At 41.0% G+C, this 20,071-nt stretch carries 15 protein-coding genes and 1 tRNA gene; 12 read left to right on the top strand and 4 right to left on the bottom strand.

From position 1 onward, the window contains the following. A complete protein-coding gene (locus ACR2F3_RS10850; RefSeq protein ID WP_432709995.1) occupies positions 1-615 on the bottom strand; it encodes a hypothetical protein in 615 nt (204 codons plus the stop codon). Between the two features lie 275 nt (positions 616-890). Here ACR2F3_RS10850 and ACR2F3_RS10845 point away from each other — a divergent pair, with 275 nt between their 5' ends. Beyond that, positions 891-1,526 (top strand): hypothetical protein, encoded by a 636-nt coding sequence (locus ACR2F3_RS10845; protein ID WP_432709994.1) that lies wholly within the window; start codon positions 891-893, stop codon positions 1,524-1,526. A 73-nt stretch (positions 1,527-1,599) separates the two neighbouring features. Here the strand turns inward: ACR2F3_RS10845 and cfa are convergent, their stop codons facing one another. Next, positions 1,600-2,745 carry a cyclopropane fatty acyl phospholipid synthase gene (cfa, locus tag ACR2F3_RS10840; protein ID WP_432709993.1) on the bottom strand — a complete coding sequence of 382 codons (1,146 nt, stop codon included), beginning with the start codon at positions 2,743-2,745 and terminating at the stop codon, positions 1,600-1,602. 226 nt (positions 2,746-2,971) lie between these two features. On the opposite strand from cfa, the gene ACR2F3_RS10835 reads away from it, so the two are divergent. From ACR2F3_RS10835 to ACR2F3_RS10825, 3 genes are all read left to right on the top strand, one after another. Beyond that, positions 2,972-4,201, top strand: a complete 1,230-nt coding sequence (locus ACR2F3_RS10835) for an erythromycin esterase family protein (protein WP_432709992.1) — start codon at positions 2,972-2,974, stop codon at positions 4,199-4,201. A gap of 202 nt (positions 4,202-4,403) precedes the next feature. Then, positions 4,404-4,820 carry an SRPBCC domain-containing protein gene (locus tag ACR2F3_RS10830; protein ID WP_432709991.1) on the top strand — a complete coding sequence of 139 codons (417 nt, stop codon included), beginning with the start codon at positions 4,404-4,406 and terminating at the stop codon, positions 4,818-4,820. A gap of 118 nt (positions 4,821-4,938) precedes the next feature. Next, positions 4,939-6,291, top strand: a complete 1,353-nt coding sequence (locus ACR2F3_RS10825; protein WP_432709990.1) for a PhoH family protein — start codon at positions 4,939-4,941, stop codon at positions 6,289-6,291. Here the strand turns inward: ACR2F3_RS10825 and ACR2F3_RS10820 are convergent. Further along, positions 6,286-9,078: a hypothetical protein gene (locus tag ACR2F3_RS10820; RefSeq protein ID WP_432709989.1), complete on the bottom strand. Its 2,793-nt coding sequence runs from the start codon at positions 9,076-9,078 to the stop codon at positions 6,286-6,288. The two genes, ACR2F3_RS10825 and ACR2F3_RS10820, sit on opposite strands and share 6 nt — an antisense overlap. A gap of 158 nt (positions 9,079-9,236) precedes the next feature. Between ACR2F3_RS10820 and ACR2F3_RS10815 the strand changes: the two genes are divergently transcribed. The 4 genes from ACR2F3_RS10815 (at position 9,237) to ligD (ending at position 16,145) form a co-directional block, all read left to right on the top strand. Further along, complete coding sequence (locus ACR2F3_RS10815; RefSeq protein WP_432709988.1) at positions 9,237-9,605, top strand: hypothetical protein; 369 nt, start codon at positions 9,237-9,239, stop codon at positions 9,603-9,605. A 168-nt stretch (positions 9,606-9,773) separates the two neighbouring features. After that, positions 9,774-12,077, top strand: a complete 2,304-nt coding sequence (locus ACR2F3_RS10810) for a TonB-dependent receptor domain-containing protein (RefSeq protein ID WP_432709987.1) — start codon at positions 9,774-9,776, stop codon at positions 12,075-12,077. A 2-nt stretch (positions 12,078-12,079) separates the two neighbouring features. Beyond that, positions 12,080-13,360 carry a hypothetical protein gene (locus ACR2F3_RS10805; RefSeq protein ID WP_432709986.1) on the top strand — a complete coding sequence of 427 codons (1,281 nt, stop codon included), beginning with the start codon at positions 12,080-12,082 and terminating at the stop codon, positions 13,358-13,360. Between the two features lie 49 nt (positions 13,361-13,409). Then, on the top strand, positions 13,410-16,145 hold the full coding sequence (gene ligD / locus ACR2F3_RS10800) for a DNA ligase D (RefSeq protein ID WP_432710013.1): 2,736 nt from the start codon (positions 13,410-13,412) through the stop codon (positions 16,143-16,145). A 41-nt stretch (positions 16,146-16,186) separates the two neighbouring features. Here ligD and ACR2F3_RS10795 read toward each other — a convergent pair whose 3' ends face one another. Then, positions 16,187-16,984 carry an NIPSNAP family protein gene (locus tag ACR2F3_RS10795; RefSeq protein ID WP_432709985.1) on the bottom strand — a complete coding sequence of 266 codons (798 nt, stop codon included), beginning with the start codon at positions 16,982-16,984 and terminating at the stop codon, positions 16,187-16,189. A 126-nt stretch (positions 16,985-17,110) separates the two neighbouring features. Between ACR2F3_RS10795 and ACR2F3_RS10790 the strand changes: the two genes are divergently transcribed. The 4 genes from ACR2F3_RS10790 to clpP all read left to right on the top strand — a co-directional run bounded on the left by ACR2F3_RS10790 (position 17,111) and on the right by clpP (position 20,068). Next, entirely contained in the window at positions 17,111-17,557 is a 447-nt protein-coding gene (locus ACR2F3_RS10790; protein WP_432709984.1) for a hypothetical protein, read from the top strand. A 163-nt stretch (positions 17,558-17,720) separates the two neighbouring features. Next, positions 17,721-17,802, top strand: a tRNA-Leu gene (locus ACR2F3_RS10785). A gap of 68 nt (positions 17,803-17,870) precedes the next feature. After that, a complete protein-coding gene (gene tig, locus ACR2F3_RS10780) occupies positions 17,871-19,217 on the top strand; it encodes a trigger factor (RefSeq protein WP_432709983.1) in 1,347 nt (448 codons plus the stop codon). 161 nt (positions 19,218-19,378) lie between these two features. Further along, positions 19,379-20,068: an ATP-dependent Clp endopeptidase proteolytic subunit ClpP gene (gene clpP, locus ACR2F3_RS10775; protein WP_432709982.1), complete on the top strand. Its 690-nt coding sequence runs from the start codon at positions 19,379-19,381 to the stop codon at positions 20,066-20,068. Positions 20,069-20,071: the final 3 nt, after the last annotated feature.

Genomic DNA, 20,071 nt, shown 5'->3' with positions numbered 1-20,071 from the left:
CTATTGCTCAAAATGTATGTTTTGAACTAGGTAAGCTTTTCCAAAATACTGTTTGTCGTGACTAACGTTTGCTTTGATTGATTTCCATTTTGGGAGCTGAGCCTGACCCGGATTTTCACGAAGGGATTGTGCGTGTTGCCAGATCTCTTCCAACTGGGCTTTTATAGTTTCATTGGCTGGGGTAAGTTGTACTTTTTCTGACTTGAAAAAGTAATCGTTTCCTTTTTTGTTTAGTAATAAAGTTGGGCCGCCAGGAACGTGGGATTGGATGAGTTCAAGTTGGAAAGCATCATGCCCAGTATACTGGTTTTTATCAAGGATATCCATAAATTCAAACCAATAAGCTGAACCATCTTGAGGTGGGTTTTCTGTAAATACAAACCTGGCTTTTACCCGGTAGGAATAACCAGGCTGACGCTCTTCAAATCCCATAAGTGAGGCACCTGCAGGTACTTTATTGGGTAACTGCAAAAGGATGTCTTCGGTTGAGGCATAGTTATGGTTTACGAGCAGTTCTACTACTTGTCCGTTTTTAAGTTGGTTGGGTCCATGTAATTCTTCTTTGGTGCAGGAAAGGAGGGAAAAGGCAATGACCAGTAAAAGTAAGTGCTTCATAAAGGTTTGATTTGGTTAAGGTTTGTTTAAAGTTAAACGAGGATACGGGTTTTTACGCTACAATTGATGATTATATAGTTTATACATTGGATGAGAATGATTTAGTGATATGGGGATACGGATTACCATTAAGAAATTTCAATTTGAGTTGTTTACTTCTTGTGAAAAATAACATTGTGAAATATTACGCGAAAAAAGTAAATTTATCCTCTACTGAGAATCAAAATTAACTCTGCTGCTATTATTTTTAAGCAAAACAAATCAACGACGCTCCTATGAAACATTTAATGTTGACATTTATTGTTCTTTTTATCAGTATTGATTCCGTGTTTTCACAGGACCTTTCCGGAAAGCGCATCACTGTGCATGCAAGAGGTAGTGGCTATGGTTTTGAGTATTTCGTGGAAACTTCATGTTTCGAAAATCAGATTAAAATCAAAATTAAATCTAAGGACAGTGTTTCAAACCACACATTGGAGTTAGACAGTAATTATCTGGCTACGAGAAAAACGATTTATAGTTTGGATTCCTATGACTTAAAAAACGACAGGCATGTTAATCTTTTTAAGAAAGCTGATTCAATTAATAATGCTTATACAGTTTATGATATCGACAGTGTTATTATATTAAATACTAAAAATCCAGCATATGAGAAGCTCCTGAGGGAATTGTTCAGCTCATCAATGGCAGAACTCGAAAATCAAGAGGGTAATAAAAACAGAATAGTTCTGGATGGAACTTTGATGTACTTTGATTTTCTGCAAAATAATTCCAGTTTGTTTACTGCACGCGCTCACAGTCCGTCTGAAGTAAGTCATCCATTACTTCATAGGTATATAAAAGCTACTTTAGCTATTTACAGAAAAGAAACCAAGAATACCTTTTTTACAATACAAAGATCCGGAGGATAATATATTTCATGCGAATCCTACCAGTGTTGCTATCGGGAGCAGATTTAGAATAGCGTATGGGTTGTACTACCTATTAGCGAACAGGGATGTAGAGATTTTGATTTCCTGGTTTAGAGTAGACAAATTGCCAGAGATGGTTTTTTTTTGCTCTGAATGAAGCGGCACTACAACATAAATAATAATCCCACATACGGTAGAATGTTTCATCATAGTCTTGGCGTAGCTCTGGCCAAGACTTTTTAAATCTGGTTCGCCATTCCATTAATGTTGGGTCATAAAATGAACCGAAGTTATGCCAATCCTCAGTAACAAACAAACCTTCAGCCGCTTTAGTGATCTGATTTAAAGATGGCATCATGCCATTTGGGAAAATATATCGATGTATCCAAGGATCGGTGCGTTTTGTAGAGATATCGGAACCAATTGTATGCAGAAGAAAAAGTCCATTATCCTTTAATGCATCGTTTACCACTTGCATAAATTGCTTATAATTTTTATATCCAACATGCTCCATCATTCCGATAGATACAATCCGATCAAATTGACCACGTATTTTACGATAATCTTGTAAATGGAACTCTACTGGCAAATGTGCATACTTTATTTTTGCTAGTTGGGCCTGTTCTTTAGATAAGGTAACTCCAACCACTTCTACGCCATATTTTTGCGCTGCGAAGGCTGCAAAGCCTCCCCATCCACAGCCAATATCTAATATGCGTTGCCCTTCTTCCAACTTGAGTTTTCTGCAAATTAGATCCAGTTTATTATCCTGTGCCTCTTCAAGCGTGTTTGCGTCCTTCCAATAAGCACATGAATAGATCATTCGTTTATCAAGCATTGCTTCAAAAAGCTTATTTCCAAGATCATAATGCTTATGAATGTTTTGTAATGCACGCTTAATGGATTGTTCATTTACTAACCAGCCTACTATCTTATGCCATAATATTTTAATAGATTGATGTTTATATGGGCTTATGTTAGCAATTAAAAGCTTGTATAAGGCAATATCTGGCGATATACAATCCCACAAACCTGCAGTATAAGATTCGCCAAGTCCAAGGGACCCATTTTGAAATACAATTTTATAGAACCGGTCATCATTAACTTGAATGTCTCCTGGGTTAGTTCCATTAACCTTAATGTCTGCTAATTCCAAATGCTTCCTGATAAACCGTTGTTGAAAGTTATCATTATATGATGATGTTATTGGAATATCCATAAAACTCAATTTAGTTCTAGTTGGTCTTTAATACAGAATACGGAGCTCGCCAAAGATAAGATTGTCAGCATGCATAAGAAATGATTTAAATCACCTATAATCGTGACTGGCTTAGCGTAAGCTGCTGAATGTTAATGCATTTGTGTTAATAAATGCCTGGGGATAGCTGTTAGTTATCATCCTATTGAAATTATTTATGTAGCTTGGGTTAACCAAATAACGCTCCATGAAAAAAATTTATCTAGTAATAGCCTTCCTGTCGCTATTCTTCAACCTGTATGCACAGAAACAGGATGTTATAAAATCTAATAGGCAGGGTGCTACCACAGGAATCGTAAACAGTTTGAATGAAGTAATGATCCCGATGGAAACACTATCCCCTGACAGCAGTTTTTCGGACATCCGCATACTAAAACAGCGATTAAAAAATAGGAATATCGTTGCTTTAGGCGAGGGCACCCACGGCACCAAAGAGTTTTTTCAATATAAAGACAGGTTGATCCGGTTCCTCGTTTCCGAACTTGGTTATAAAGCCATTGCATTCGAAAGTGACTTTGCGGCTGTTCAGTATCTTGATCATTATATCAATCATCAAACAGATCAAATAACTACAGGATATGGTGGCTTTCCTTTAACAAAAGAAACAAGGCTGATGTTATCGTGGTTAAGGGAATACAATCAAGCAAAGGATGCGGATGATCGGGTTCATCTCTATGGAATCGAGGCCAGAGGCTTCAACAATATATCCGACAGCATTCTGAATTCATTCAGTGATCTTCCGGAAGCATGTAAGCAAGTGTTGACGAAAATTAAACAGACAGGTTATACTGATTTAACTAAGAAAGACATTCAAGATGTTAAAACGATCATACCACAACTTGAGCAGCATGTGCTTCGGCATGATAATGTTTTATACAGGCACTATGTTAACTTACTGGCGCAATTAACAAACAATTATTTAGCGTATAAGGTTGGCCACCGTGATCAGTATATGGCTGAGAATACCTCCTGGATTATTGAAAATACAAACAGCAAAAATGTGATCTTATGGGCACATAATGGTCACTTGTCGAAGACAGCAATTTATAAAGGGTATACGCTGGGCAATCGTTTATATGAGAAATATGGATCGGGATACTTCGCCATTGCGACTACTTTTAACAAGGGGGAAGTTACGGTGTCGGTAAGAAAAAAAGGAAAAAGAGTTTACCAAAAAGCTTATTACCCTGAAGTAACCTCAAAAATTGACTATGCGTACTATTTAAAACAGTCTAAAAATCCGAATTTCATGATCGACATGAGCGCTGTTAAAGATCATGACGTTTTGCAGCCGTTCTTTTTAAAAAAGAGGTTGTTGAGAATGATCGGTGCTACAGGTGGTATATTGAAAGCCCCGCTATCTATTTCTGAAAACTTTGATTTACTCATCTATATTAATAGTACTCATGCGGGTTGATCACCTTCGAATTTGATTGTTATGGCATAGGAATTCGTTTAGCGATCAGTTAGTGGCGTAGAAAGCTGTGTAATAGGGGGTTTATAATGGTCAGATCTTCAATTTTTAAAGTGGATTGCTTTCAGATTAAATAATTCATAGAACATCTTTATTAAATGTGTGTTTTTTATAGAAAATAAAGGTGCAACCAACTTTATAAATTATGGACACTACAAAAATCACCATACAATCCACTGTTTCGGCAGATAAATCAAAAGCCTGGAACTATTACACCATGCCCGAGCACATTACACAATGGAATTTTGCCACCGACGACTGGGAATGTCCAAAAGTGGAAAACGACATGCAGGTTGGTCGTAAGTACTACGCAAGAATGGAAGCTAAAGATGGCAGTGTGGGTTTTGATTTTGAAGCCATATATGACGACATCGATGAAGGAGAATCATTCACTTATACCATGTTAGATAACAGGCAAGTTGATGTGAATTTCGAAAGTATTGGCGATGAAACTCTAGTCACTATAACCTTTGATGCAGAAAAAGAAAACAGTGAAGAATTGCAAAGAAGCGGATGGCAAGCTATACTTGACAATTTTAAAAGGTACGTCGAAGCAAATTAGCGTTCTGCCGGTCAGCTAGAATAATACATATGTCTTTAATGGTTTGATACTGACCTTTGTAAATCATTTGGCCGGCATCAAGACGGAACTTTATTATATTTCCTTAAATTTAGGAACCATGAGTAAAGTCCGAAAAAACACTTCATCCGATCCGAAAAAGATATTCGTCCTTGATACGTCTGTAATTCTGTACGACCACAATGCTTTTAACAATTTCCAGGAACATGATGTAGCCGTGCCTATACAGGTTTTAGAAGAGCTCGACAACATGAAAAATGGTAACGAAACTCGCAATGCGGAAGCAAGGAGTTTTATAAGGCTAATGGATCAGGCTTCCAGCGAACAGCTGATGACAACGTGGCATCCGATTAAAGGCGGCAAAGGGGGAAGGTTCAAGGTGGTAATGGATATAGCTCCGACCTCACAAAATGCAGAGGCCATTTTTGGTTCCGGAAAGTTTGATCACCGGATCCTGAATGCTGCATTGGGATTAAAAGAGGAGTTCAGTGATAAAAAAGTAGTGCTGGTGTCTAAAGATATTTGCTTGCGGCTGAAGGCGAAATCCCTGGGGCTTTTTGCAGAGGATTATGAAACCGGCAAGGTGAAAAATGTGGACGACCTGTATACTGGCAAGACCACATTGGTGAAAGTGCCCGCATTACCTTTTGATGAGCTCAGAGAAACCGGGAGTCTGAAGGGCGATGCTATTAACCTGCCGTATACTCAAGGCAATCATTTTTACCAGTTAAAGAGCGGCCGTAAATCTGGTTTGGCCTTTTATAGTGTAAAATCAAATAACCTTTCGCTGATCAAAGCGGCCAGTGCTTTTAAAATTTCACCTAAAAATGAAGAGCAGGCGCTTGCTATGCATGCATTGCTGAATCGCGACATTAAACTGGTGACCATACAGGGGAAAGCAGGAACCGGGAAAACCTTACTGGCTATGGCAAGCGCCCTTGAACAACGTAAAGAATACCGGCAGATTTATGTTACCCGCCCCATAATTCCATTAAGCAATAAAGACATCGGGTTTTTACCAGGTGATGCCAAGTCAAAGATAGATCCGTATATGGCTCCGATCTGGGACAGCTTGCGGTTTATTAAAGGGCAGTATAACCACGACCCTAAAGTGCAGGCTAAGATTGATGAGTTTTTGAGTACTGAAAAGATTGTGATTACTCCTTTGGCTTTTATCAGGGGGCGTACACTGACTAAAGTCTTTTTTATTATTGACGAGGCTCAGAATTTGACGCCACATGAAGTTAAAACTATTATTTCAAGGGCCGGAGAAGATACGAAGATCATCTTTACGGGCGATATCCACCAGATAGATGCGCCTTACCTGGATGCAGAAAGTAACGGATTGTCCTATTTAATTGAAAGTGCAAAAGGTCATCCGCTTTATGCGCACATCACCCTGGATAAAGGGGAGCGAAGTGCATTAGCCAACCTGGCCAACGACTTGTTATAAGGGCTGTTCTGGCGCTTGGAATTGCCTGGTGATGGAATCGAGCACCGGCTGGTTTTTGATGATGCTAAGCTGCATCTGTTGTAAAGCATAGTCTGAAATTTGCCAGCCTATTGGCAGTACCGGCCATACATTTTCTTTGATTTTAACCACCCTGGGGTTGATGGAAAAGTAATTCCAGTTATTTCTCTTTGCCAGGAACCTGTTAATGGTGTCGGCTTTTACTGTATTGCCATTGGTGCTGTTTAATAAACCCAGGGCTGGCGCCAGTGGTTCGTAAAGGTTTTTTATCCGTTCTACCGAATCTAATACGGGGATGCTGTTAGGCAGGGATAGAAAGTTTATTTTTAGCTTTAAGTTTTGATAAGATGGGTCTTTGTGTTGTAAGGAATCCCATACGCTTTTAAATACCTGAAATACTTGTAGGGAGGTTTCTGCACCTGAGTTCTCCAGGGTGCCACCATCTGTAAAATGATGTCGTTCATCAAATTTTGCTGTCGGGCTTACATATGGGAAGCGGGCACTGATGAAGGCAGCCGTACTTAGATACAGGTCTTCGTTACTTTTAATAAATTCCTGCAAAAGCACCGTGCCGGGAAAATCGGTACCCTTTAAGTGCACTGGTGAAATAATGCCTTTATAGCCTGTATTGATGTCGTAAGTATTAGAGAAAAACAGGGGCACATCGATCATATTAGGCAGCCATCCAGTGCGCATGGGCACCTGGTAATTTATGCCGTTTCGGCGCATATAAATTTCCCAGTTTTGTTCTTGAATCCGGGCGCGATCTGGGTATAACTTAACACCAATGAGCGATTGTAAGGCATCGCGGCCAAACAACCCGGTCAGCGTTGCGGTAAGGTAATCGTGCTGGTATAACTTCAGTATATTTTCAGGGTAGAATGTTTCGTCGGTTTTTCCTCCATGGTGTTCCAGTCTTGAGGAAACCAACAGTGATATACCAATAGTGCCACCTGAGGTGCCGGAGTAGGAGAATACATGATGCTGGAAATCGTGGTCTCTGACTCTTGTGCCGGGCATTTTATGGAGCATCTGATCCAGTCGCCCCACCACCATGGTGGTCCAGGCAGCAGCCCTGATGCCACCGCCATAAGCATTTACAAAGAATACCGGATACCCCAGGTTGTATTGCTGGTTATGATTGGCAATTTCCTTTTTACGGTGTTCCAGCCAGGTTAGTGTGTAGCTACGCAAGGTCTGGGGTTTGGATTGCGCTGCTGGGCGCGCTATCAGGTGAATTTTATGGATGTCGTTTATACTTACCGCAGACTTATAAACAATGACCAATAAAAACAGGGTTATAAATTGTATACCCATTCGGTTACCTGCAACCAACAAGAAGGAAAAAAACAGTGTATAAGCTACTAAGGCTGCAATAACCACGGGCAAGGTGTAAAATCGATCGTTTCGGGTAAGTAGAAAGACCACCGCCTCAAAGTTGAACGCAATGAAAAGAAGGCTCACCAGTACACCTGCTGTCAAAATAATGGGGGATATGGCCATGTGCTCAAAATGGCGAATACAATTTCGGTAGCTAACGGTAAGTAAAAAGGCAAAGGAAAGGAGTAGAAACCCTAATGCAAGGTAAGTAAGGTAGTAAGGAGCACGAGTTTCTTCTGAGCGGCCCCAAAAGATAATAGTGAGGAGAATGATGAGCATGGTAACGGTATACCTTGTGCTGCTAAATACGCCGTTTGGTTTATAAATGTAATCGAGCCAGTTGTACCGAAGGATGTTGATGTATAACACCGCAATTACAAATAAAACCAGGAGGGGAGGAATACTGTCGATCAGGTAATGGATATGGTAGTTTTGCATGGTAATCATAATGCAAATGGCGGGGATGATAAAAGTGAGGGCGCCAAGAAAACGTGCGAAGTCGAGCTTCTCCCTTCTATGCTCCTTAGTAAAATCTAATTTAGGGGCGGTAACCTTTTTAAGGTCTACCTGGGGCATGTTATCGTAAACTTTTGGAAGTAGCCAGTTAACCATGGCCAGTACCGTAGTTACACTATAAAACCAGAAGATACCCCAATCTGAGGTGTTAATGGTGACTAACAAATCTTGCCCCTGATCGGTTAAGGCCAGCAGTAAAAAAAGGCTCAGTAGCCCCAGAAGAACGATGCGGAATTTCCAGCTATAGATGACAAAGGACCTTAGTAAAGCGGAGAGTCTTTTTAGCCATATGCGTATGTGGTTAAGGATGCCTATTTTAATACAGAAATAATAAAGAGTACCGGTTAGTAGTGCATATTTTAATAGGGCAGGGCCGTAAATTTTCCATGGGGGTGGGATTTTGTGCGGGGCTAGGGGCTCATTCTCGAAAGCCCGTAACAGGTAGCTGTTTTCTATAAGGTCTGCAATACCCGCAAACAGTACTAACAGGAACAAAAGTAGCCATCGCCTGCGATAGGTAGAATGAGGGCCCAGAGACAACTCTTTTCTGAATTTGTAAAAGATTAAAAAGAAAAACAGGATGTATAAAACTATAAAATAATCGTTGGCTTTGGTTTGTTTTATTGCAGTATCGAGCCCGGTTAATTTTCCTGTAATGACGGTGTCGCGGCTATAAGTTTGTTCATTAATATAGGCACTTTCCCACTCTTTAAGAATTTGCTGTTGCTGCGCTTCGGTAAAAGCAAATTGCATGGAAAGCATTCCCTGGGGGGCGTGGTCTGTGCGCAGGAGAAAACTGTTTTTTGTAGTCACGACGGCTGCAAACAACAAAGCGATGACAACAAGATAAAGGATGGTTTTGAAGCTGTTCATAAGCCATTTAAGCGAAGGGCAAACAAAAGGACTGAACTATTAACTGTATAAGTAGAATATTGGCAAATAGGTTTTTGGTGAGTTAAAATAGTTGATAATTAAGTTATTATAAAAAAGTGTGCCAAGCTAGAATAGATTAGGCGTATATTTGCGCCCAAATGGTAAGAAGTTCTTTAGCCTTCCTTTTAATCTTCACGACCCTGTCGGCTAACCTTAGCCGATATTTCGTGTACGTGGGCTTTGAATTTAACAAGAATTACATTGCCACCGTACTTTGTGAAAACCGAGATAAACCGGTGTTACAATGTAATGGGAAATGTTACTTATCAAAGCAGCTGAAACAAGCAGCAGAAAAAGAGAAAAACCAGGAGCAGGCCGCCAAAAAAAGTGTATTTCATGATGCATGCATGAGCCAGGAAATTGTGATAGAAATTCCTTCGCAATTGTTGAAGCCAATGGTTGTTTTGGAGCTGCCTTTTGCGCTCCCAACGCATTCTGCTATGATCTTCCATCCTCCAAAAGTATAGTTTTATTTACTTCGTTTTTGAAACGTTCCATAGAACGTATTAACCCCTTGTGACCTATTTTTTAAAAATCATGGAAAACAAGGGCTGTAAATGGAATTGACGCGCTTTTAGCGATCGTCGGTGATAGACTATGCTTCAGCGTATGGCTATTGAAAACTATATTATCTAATGAAATTTAAAAAACTAGTATTTTTAATTGGCTTTGCCCTACACGCTATTTCGGTACAGGCACAGGAGCTTGCCTTTAAAGGGCATATCTATGATTCTCAAACCAGACAGGCACTTGCCGGGGCTACCATAAAATCATCGTTAAACAAAGAGATTGGAAAGACGGATGAAAGGGGATTATTCGAAATTAAGGTTACGCCCTCTGAAACAGCTGTTAAGGTTGTGCTGGTGGGTTATAAAACTCAGGTGTTTACCCTTAGCAGTGAACAAAAAAACATTAATGTACAACTGGAAGCTGATGTAAACCGGCTTAATGAAGTTAGGGTGCAGGGTTATGATGGCCATAAAACAAATAAAGAAACTGCGGGTTCTGTGGCCTTGATTACCTCGGCTACCCTTTCCAGAGGATCTGGTGTATCATTACAATCGGCTTTAAATGGGATTCCGGGAGTTAGGATGGACCAAAGCACACTTTCAGAAGCAAGGATTTCTATCCGCGGAAATGGTGTGCGTGCCTCCTTTGGTATGCGCAATATTAAAGTATACCTGAATGAGATTCCATTGACGGAAGCTGATGGCACCACGCGGATAGAAGCGTTGGACATTAACAGTGTAGGACGTGCAGAAGTAATCAAGGGGCCTGCATCGAGTATCTATGGCGCGGGAACAGGCGGAGTGATTAATTTTCAGCTGCAGCGTGCACCATACCAGGAGCAAAGTATTGAAGTGGCATCCTTGGCGGGTGCTTACGGATTGCGTAGGCTGTCCAGCACCTATCGAAATGGTGGCGATCAGATGAATAGCTACCTGTCTTATGGCTGGCAGGAATATGGTGGTTACCGCGAGCACAGCAAAGATATGAGAAGGTTTATGACAGGTAATTTCCAGTTGTTCCCAAGCGATAAGCGGATCATCACGTTATTGCTGAATCGCACGCAACAGAATTCACAGATCCCGGGTGCGTTAACCCAGGCACAAGCTGATGCTAATCCGTTGCAAGCCAACGCTACAAATGTTGATAAAGCTGCAGCCCGGTACCAGACCTGGACGCGCATTGGCATGGGGCAGCAATACCGATTTAATGAGCATTTATCAAATAGCAGTAGTGTATTCACATACTTTTACGACCTTGATCATCCGCTGGCTTATGCTTACCTGCGTAATACCTATCAAAGTTTCGGGGGACGGACTCGGTTTAATTACGACCCTGAATTTAGTGTTTTGCCTACTCGATTTACCGTAGGAGCCGAATATAACCAGGGTTTAACCAAAGGAACACAATACGTGAATAACCATGGGAAGGAAGGCGAATTAACAGGTAATGTTGATTATAAGAACACCCAGTATTCGTTGTTTTATCAGTCGGAAACGCAGCTTGCCAAAAATACCGCGCTAACATTTGGTTTAAGTTACAACAGCTTAAGTTACGATGTAAATAATTACTTGCAGCAGGAGCAGCGTGGTGTGAAGAAGTTTAAACCGCAGGCCAATCCACGGCTTGCCATTAGTCAGCATGTGAGTGATGCACTAAGTTTGCATGCCAGTGTGAGCACAGGTTTTTCACCTCCATCAAGTTCGGAGATTAAAAACGTTGACGGATCGATCAATCCTGCGTTACAAGCTGAAAAAGCGGTTAATTATGAACTAAACGCAAAAGGCAATTTAATGCAATCTCGCCTGGCTTATGACTTCGCATTGTTTAAAATGGATATGGAGGGTGAACTGATTGCTCAGTCGGTACAGCAGGGCATTACCATTTACAACAATGCGGGTAAAACCAGTCACAATGGGGCAGAGCTAGCCTTGTCATACCAATGGGTGCAAGCAGAAGACGACCAGCAGGTGAAAGTTTTTCGTCCTTATGCTTCGGTTACCTATTCAGACTTTACGTTTAAGGACTATAACGTATTAAATAGTGCTAACGAAGTTACTGCACGATACCATGGGAATGCGCTTACAGGTATTGCACCCTGGGTGTTTAATGCAGGGTTAGACCTGGAAACCAAACTTGGCTTTTACTTCTACGGGAGTTATTTTTTTAGTGATAAATTACCTGTCAATGATGCCAATAGCGCATTTAATGCAGCATACCATTTACTAAATGGGAAAATAGGATATCAGGTTAAAGTCGGCAGGCAACTGGACATCAATGTTTATATGGGTATGGATAACCTGCTTAATAAAAATTACAGTTCAATTGTAGCCTTAAATGCAGTAGGTTATAATGGCGCGCAACCCGCTTATTACCAGCCTTCCCCGAAAAGAAACGGTTATGGTGGCTTAAATCTTAAATGGATATTTTAAACATGAAACGATATAAATTATTGATGGTATTCCTTGCTGTGATTGGCTGGACTGCCTGTAAGCAAGCTGCAGTTTCACCGATGGAACCAGTGGCCCTAAATAAAACGAGTAGCCATGCTGTTGGCGCTTATTTTACCAAAGACCATAAAGGTAACCCAGTGCTTTGCTGGTCGGAGAAAGAGAACGAACAAGCGCCGTTTCAGCTGAAATACGCGGTTTATGATGCGGTTGCGCAAGATTTTTCGGCACCCGTAACAGTCGCCGGATCGGCAGGTTGCAGCACTGGGGCAGAAAGCATGGGTAAAATTGCATTTAAAGCAGATGGAACAGTTTTCGCCCTTTACGGTAAACGTTTTGAACAAGAGAAGAATCCTTTTGCAGGAGCAATATATTATACCGTGTCACTTGATCATGGCAAGACCTGGGCCAGGGAGTCTTTTCTGCATACGGATACTTCTCATCATTATGGCAGGGGTTTCTTCGATGTGACCACTTTGACTGATGGTGAGCTTGCGGCGATTTGGCTTGATGGCCGCTTTGGAAAAACGGTTAAGGGTTCTACCTTATTTTTTGCCCGTACAGAGAAAGGAAAAGGTTTTGTTCAGGAACGTGTGCTGGATAAAGGAACCTGTGAGTGTTGCAGAACGAATATCCTTAAAGATGCTGCCGGCAATATTCATGTGGCTTACAGAAGTATCATGTCGTCTTCTGAATTATCCGAAAAGCAAGTGCGGGATATGGCCTACCTGTATTCAGCTGATCGAGGTAAAACATTCTCAGCAGGAAAAACAATTAGTTACGACAATTGGGAGATAAATGGTTGTCCGCACTCAGGTCCGTCCTTAGCCAGCACTCCTGAAAGTATCCATGCCCTGTGGTTTACTGCAGGCGGCGCGCCAGGGATTTATTATGCTCAGGCCGACGAGGGTTCAGTGTTTCAAAAGAGACGTTTAATAAGCGCAACGGGCAGGCATCCCCAAATGGTAACCTTAGGGATTAATCAGCTGGCACTTGTTTATGAAAACACCATAGAACAGGAGCCAAAAACGGCGGCCAAACCGATGAAGATGTCCTCGCCGATGCACCACCAGGCAGCAGGCTTGGCTAAGATCATGTTGCATATACAGGGTGCTGGCGTGAAAGCTGCCCCTATAGCTGTAACCAATGGCCAATTTGCCGACCACCATGCAGTGCTTACTCCCAATGGTGACCAATTATTGGTGGCCTGGATCAGGGATGATGGGCATGGGGGCTCTAAAGTATATTACACGAGGGTGTTATAAAAACCATTCAGGCCGCCGGGTTGTTGAGGTGTTAACCAACATGAAAACTATGGGTCTTGAAAAATATGTAGAGAAGCGGGACTTTACCAAAACCGCTGAACCAAAATCTGGAAAAGCTAAGGATAAAAACTCCCTGGTATTTGTGATTCAGAAACATGATGCATCCCGGCTGCATTATGATTTCCGTTTAGAAATGGAGGGTGTGTTGAAAAGTTGGGCGGTGCCCAAAGGACCTTCTACAGACCCGAAAGTGAAACGACTGGCGATGATGGTGGAAGACCATCCTTATGATTACCGGACTTTTGAGGGCATTATTCCGAAGGGAGAATATGGTGGGGGAACTGTAATTGTATGGGACGAAGGAACCTATGAGCCACTGGATCCGATTAAGGGAAAAAAAGCACAGGAAAAATACTTACTGAAGCAGCTGGCCGAAGGATCAGTGAAGGTGAAACTGCATGGTGAAAAACTGCAGGGAGAATTTGCGTTGGTAAAAACCCACGGTATGGGCGACAATGCCTGGCTGCTGATTAAACATAAAGATGAATATGCATCTGCCAAAGATATTACCAAACAGGATAAGTCGGTAGTTTCCGGTTTAACGATTGAAAAAGTAGAGAAAAATACTGCTGAAACGCCCGTGAAGGCTGCAAAGACTAATGGAACGAAAAAAGCAGGTGATAAAACCAAAACCGCAAAATCAAAGACTGCCAAACCGGCCAAGGAAGTAGAACCATCACTGGAAGACGAACCGGAAAAGGAAATAGACACCACCAAGTTACTGAAATCGGCACCCAAGAGTAAGCTGCCAAGAAACATAAAGCCCATGCTGGCAACCCTGGTGGATGAGCCATTTGATGATCCGGGCTGGCAATATGAAGTAAAATGGGATGGGTACCGTGCCCTGGCTTTTATTGAAAAAGGGGAGGTTCAGTTGGTTAGTCGTAACAATAAATCTTTTGAGGAAAAATTTTATCCCATATTTAACTTGTTAAAGGAGTTGAAGTTCAATGCCGTATTTGATGGTGAAATCCTGGTGCTGGATGAAAAGGGCAGGTCTAATTTTAGTGATTTGCAGAACTGGCGAAGTGAAGCAGATGGGGAACTGGTTTATTATGTGTTTGACCTGTTGTGGTATGAGGGTAAAAACTTGATGGATATGCCTTTAATTGAACGCCAGGCCATACTAAAAGAGATATTGCCTACTGATGATGACCGCCTGCGCATGAGTAAAGTGTTTCATTCAAGTGGCATCGATTTTTTTCATGCCGCTGAAAAGATGGGCCTTGAGGGAATTATTGCAAAGAAAAGCGACAGCACTTATGCTTCAGGTAACCGTTCGAAAGAGTGGTTAAAGGTAAAGGTTAGTAAACGGCAGGAGGTAGTGATTGCCGGATTTACGAAGAACCAGGATACGGTGAAGCAGTTCAGTTCGCTACTGTTAGGTGTTTATGAGGACGGTGCATTCACTTATGTGGGTAAAGTGGGCACCGGTTTCTCTGACAAACTGCAGAAGGAGATGATGGCACAGTTTAAGCCTTTAATTACGGATGAAAGCCCGTTTACTACAGAGCCCGATGTAAATAAACCATCGCGTTTCCGTCCGAATCCGCCCAAAGCGAAAGCCACCTGGCTCAAGCCAGCGCTTGTTTGTGAAGTAGCATTTAGTGAGGTAACTACGGATGGGGTTTTTCGTCATCCTTCCTTTCAGGGAATGCGGATAGATAAAAATGCAAAAGAAGTAATTCGTGAGGTGCCTGTGGAAACAACAGAAGTGGTGGACGCAGAGGTGGAAGCCGATGCTCAGGAAGATAAGAAGACGCTGGTAAAAGCACCGAAAGCCAAAGAACGAAGAACGTTGCTGAATCCGACTGATGAGACACAGGTGCGTAAGATTTGCGGACATGAATTAAAATTTACCCACCTGAGTAAGTTATACTGGCCAGAAGACAAAGTTTCAAAACGAGATATGTTTAATTACTACTACCAGGTTGCGGAATACATATTGCCTTATTTAAAAGACCGTCCGATGTCCTTGAATCGTTTTCCCGGTGGTATCCACAGCAAAGGCTTTTATCAAAAGGATATTAAGGGCAAAGGGCCTGACTGGGCAAAGACATTTCCCTATACCACCAGCGATGGGGAAGAAAAAGAGTACCTGGTGGCTACTGATGAGGCGGCTTTATTGTGGATGGCCTCCCTGGGATGTATTGAAATGAACCCCTGGTTTAGCAGGGTACAGTCGCCCGACAACCCTGATTATTGCGTAATTGATCTGGATCCTGATAAAAACACCTTCGACCAGGTGATTGAAGCGGCTTTGGAAGTGAAGAAAGTGTTAGATGCCATAGGTATTCCAGGCTATTGCAAAACTTCTGGATCTACAGGTATACATATTTATATCCCTCTGGCAGCAAAATATACTTATGAGCAGTCACAGTTGTTTGCCAGGATCCTGGTGAATATTGTTCACGAGCAAATACCTGAATTTACCAGTGTGGAGCGAATGATTGCTAATCGAAAAGGGAAGATGTACCTTGATTTTCTGCAGAACCGTCCTGGGGCAACCATCGCGGGACCTTATTCTTTGCGACCAAAACCGGGGGCTACGGTGTCTATGCCCTTGCATTGGGAGGAATTGAAACCAGGATTAAAAATGCAGGACTTTAACATATTTAATGCGGTGGATCGTCTAAAAAAGGAAGGTGATATTTTTAAAGGTGCCCTCGGGAAGGGTATTGACCTTGAAGCAGCGATGAAAAAGGCTAAATCCATATATGGATAAACAAGAAAGCAGTTCATTTGAACTGCTTTCTTGTTTATTAATTAAAAATCTGAATAGGCTGTCGGCGAGAGGAGCATCGCGTCTAACTTCTGCATGTTGTTTTTGTAGATTTCCTGGCTGGCCATGGCTTTCCATTTAGGGTCGTTTCCGAATTTCTTCCATTGTTCGTCACGTGAAGCTTTGTTACTATAGGAGGTCATATACATCAGGTTGGGCATACGGCTTCCAGCTATTACTTCACCATAAAACACTGGCTGGCTTCCGATACGATCGAATATTTCCATTTCGCCGTCATTAAACATGGCGACTTTGTTTTTGTAAAGCTTTTCTGTAGCACTTTCATAACTCCGCAATTCATAGATGCGCTCACTTTTAAGTCCAGGAAACTCAGGTGTTTTAAGTTGCGGCATCCCGTTAAAGGCATACATGAGGATGGATTCTTTACGGACATATGGTGCGTCGTTGTGTGCTGCATGGATGTAGTCGCTTCCTTTCTCTGCAAGTTCCTTGTCTTTGGCAAGCGAACTTTCGAGGTTACCAAATCCTGTTAGGGTGTAAAAAGGGATCAATACATACATTCTTTTGTTGGTAGCAGTATCCATGTTTGCAGTTTTAAAGACGCCAACAGTTTTAATGCCCTGGCGGTGCAGTGCCGGCAAATAAGCTTCGGAAAGATACTTATCCAAGCGTTGCTCCTGACCTTTATTAGCCACATGGTAGATAATAAGCTGGTAATACTGTCGTTTTGGAGGTTTCGTGACTGCCGAAGCCGGGACAGTGAAGATGCCCGCGAGCAGGAAAATAGTAACTGCTGCGGTTAAAAAGGATTTTATTTTCATGGTGATGCGTGTTTTTTTGATGATTAAAAATAAGATAAAATTTAAGAATTAGCCACATAAAACTTGGCATATGGAAACTATTTAATAAATTAAAGAAAAATCTAATGTGCATTAAAACGGGCGAAAATGTTTGATGAACTAGAAAAATACAACCTGAATGGCAACTTCTTTTTTCAGGCCACAGATCGTCTGGAAGAAGTTTGCAACGCTCCGCGTGATCAATTTGGTGTTTTCTTAGTATATGCATTGCATAAAGGGCGGGTGGAACTGATTTATGTGGGTAAAACTGGTTATCACCGGCCAGGTACGAGAAAACAGGAAGAGCCATCTTTGCATGATGGATTACGGGAAAATTTGGTGGATGGTCTTCATTTCGACGAGACCAAACGAAAGAATTGCTGGCCTGTGCAGATGCTGATTGAGGACATTGAAGCATTGCATATTCATTGGTATGTAACCTGTGATGGTAAATATAATGACCGGCCGAAAACCATTAAAATAAAAATATTAAAAATTTATGAAAATATTTACGGCACTTTTCCCAGGTGGAATTTAGCTGCAGATTTGTGTTAGGATTAAGCTATGCGTCTCGTTATCAGAAAGCTGTGAAATATAGGCCTAGTATTCGGTTTAAACATATGTGAGCGGCCTTTAAATTTTTATTGAAAATAATTAGAAAAGCATTTTGACTTATCAAAACTATCTCTATCTTTGCAGTCCTAAACAACTCCTAACTGCGGATGTGGCGTAATTGGTAGCCGCACCAGACTTAGGATCTGGCGCTTCACGGCGTGGGGGTTCGAGTCCCTTCATCCGCACATTAAATTCCTCCGAAAAATTTCGGGGGAATTTTTGTATAAAGAATTTAATTATTTGATTCAGAAATATGAATATTACACAGGAAAAGATTAACGACTTAAACGCAGTTGTAAAAATTAAAATAGCACCTGAAGATTATACTGAAAAGGTAGAAAAAGCCATTAAAGACCAAGCTAAAAAGGCAACTATCCCTGGTTTCCGTAAAGGAATGGTTCCTGCATCGCATATCAAAAGGACACATGGTAAAGCAATTCTTGTTGAAGAGATCAACAACTTGTTAAGCGAAACCTTAAATAAATACTTAACTGAAAATAAAGTAGAAATTCTTGGTCAGCCATTACCGGTAATGGATAACACCAAAGAATTTAAATGGGATAACACCGATGAGTTTGAATTCGACTACGAAATTGGTTTAGCCCCAGCAGTTGACGTAAACATCACAGAAAAAGATAAGTTTACCCAATATATCGTTAAAGCCGACGAAGAAACTTTAGCATCTCGTATCAAAAACATCAGACGCAGCTATGGTAAGATGACAAATCCGGAAGTTTCGGAGGCGGATGACGTACTTTATGCCGATTTAGCACAGCTTGACGCTGATGGTTCGATTATTGAAGGTGGTATTACAGCAACAGGCTCTATTCGCTTAGATGCAGTAAAAGACAAGAAAATCTTAAAGACCTTAATTGGTTTGAAAAAGGATGATGTTGTTGAATTAGACCTTCAGAAAGCATTTGATAACAATGAAGGGATTATTGCCAAGGTTTTGAATATCAGCGAGGAAGATGCTGAAAAAGTAGATTCTAAATTCAAGGTAACGGTTAAAAATGTAAACCGTTTAGAAGAATCGGATTTAAACCAGGAGTTCTTTGACAAAATATTCGGTGAAGGCGTTGTTACAGACGAGGCAGGATTTACTGCCAAAATTACCGAAGAAGTGGAAAGTATGTTTAAGCAAGATGCTGATCGCAAATTGCAAAACGATATGTATACGCAATTGGTAGATGGTTCGAACATTGAATTACCTGACGAATTTTTACGTAAATGGTTAAAAGCAACTAACGAGAAATTAACAGACGAAGAATTGGCAGAAGGATATGATGACTTTGCTAAAAACCTTAAATGGACGTTAATTGAGAATAAGCTGATTAAAGACAACAACATCGAAATTAAATATGAAGATGTTTTTCAAACAGCTAAACAACGTTTAGATGCGCAATTTAGAATGTACAGCCCTGCTCCAATGCCAGAGGACCAGTTAGCTCAATACACAACTACTTTCTTAAAGGAAAAAGACAACGCTAACCGCATTTTTGAAGAAGTGAAAGCAACCAAAGTTTTTGAATATATTCAAACAGTTGCCACTTTGGATAAAAAAGAAATACCTTATAACAAATTTGTAGAGTTGGTATAGTACATACTCAAAACATATTAATTTAATTGAATAAGGCGGCTTTTTTAGGCCGCCTTATTTATATTAACTCTTTTCATTTTACAATACAATAATAATTAATCAAAATAGTTTTATTATTATTGAAATATAGATTACTGAATAGAAATTAAAAAATAGATCTCATGAAGATTGATAAAGACGAATTTAGAAAATACGCAGTTAAACACCACCGTATAAACGGTTTAAATGTAGATCGTTTCATTGGGCAAACCAATATGTCGCCTAAAAGCATGACTCCATATATCATCGAAGAACGTCAGTTGAACGTTGCACAGATGGACGTTTTTTCCCGTTTAATGATGGACAGAATTATCTTTTTAGGAGATGCAATTCATGAGGGAAATGCTAACATTATCCAGGCACAGTTGTTATTCCTTCAGTCTACTGATAATAACAGGGATATCCAGATTTACATTAACTCCCCAGGTGGTTCTGTTTATGCCGGTTTAGGTATTTACGATACCATGCAATACATTACACCGGATGTAGCAACAATTTGTACAGGTATGGCAGCATCCATGGGTGCGGTACTATTAGTTGCCGGGGCTAAAGGTAAACGTGCTGCTTTAAAGCACTCCCGTGTAATGATTCACCAGCCATCTGGTGGTGCACAGGGAGTAGCGTCTGATATGGAGATTAATTTAAGAGAGATGCTTAAATTAAAAAAAGAATTATATGACATCATTGCTGGTCACTCTGGTCAGACTTACGAATGGGTTGAAAAAGCTTCCGATCGTGATTACTGGATGACTTCTAGCGAGGCTAAAGACTTCGGAATGATTGACGAAGTGTTAGGTTCTAACAATATTTAATAA

Source organism: Pedobacter sp. (genome assembly GCF_045627485.1).
Taxonomy (GTDB): domain Bacteria; phylum Bacteroidota; class Bacteroidia; order Sphingobacteriales; family Sphingobacteriaceae; genus Pedobacter.
This window is presented reverse-complemented; position numbering and strand designations above follow the sequence as displayed.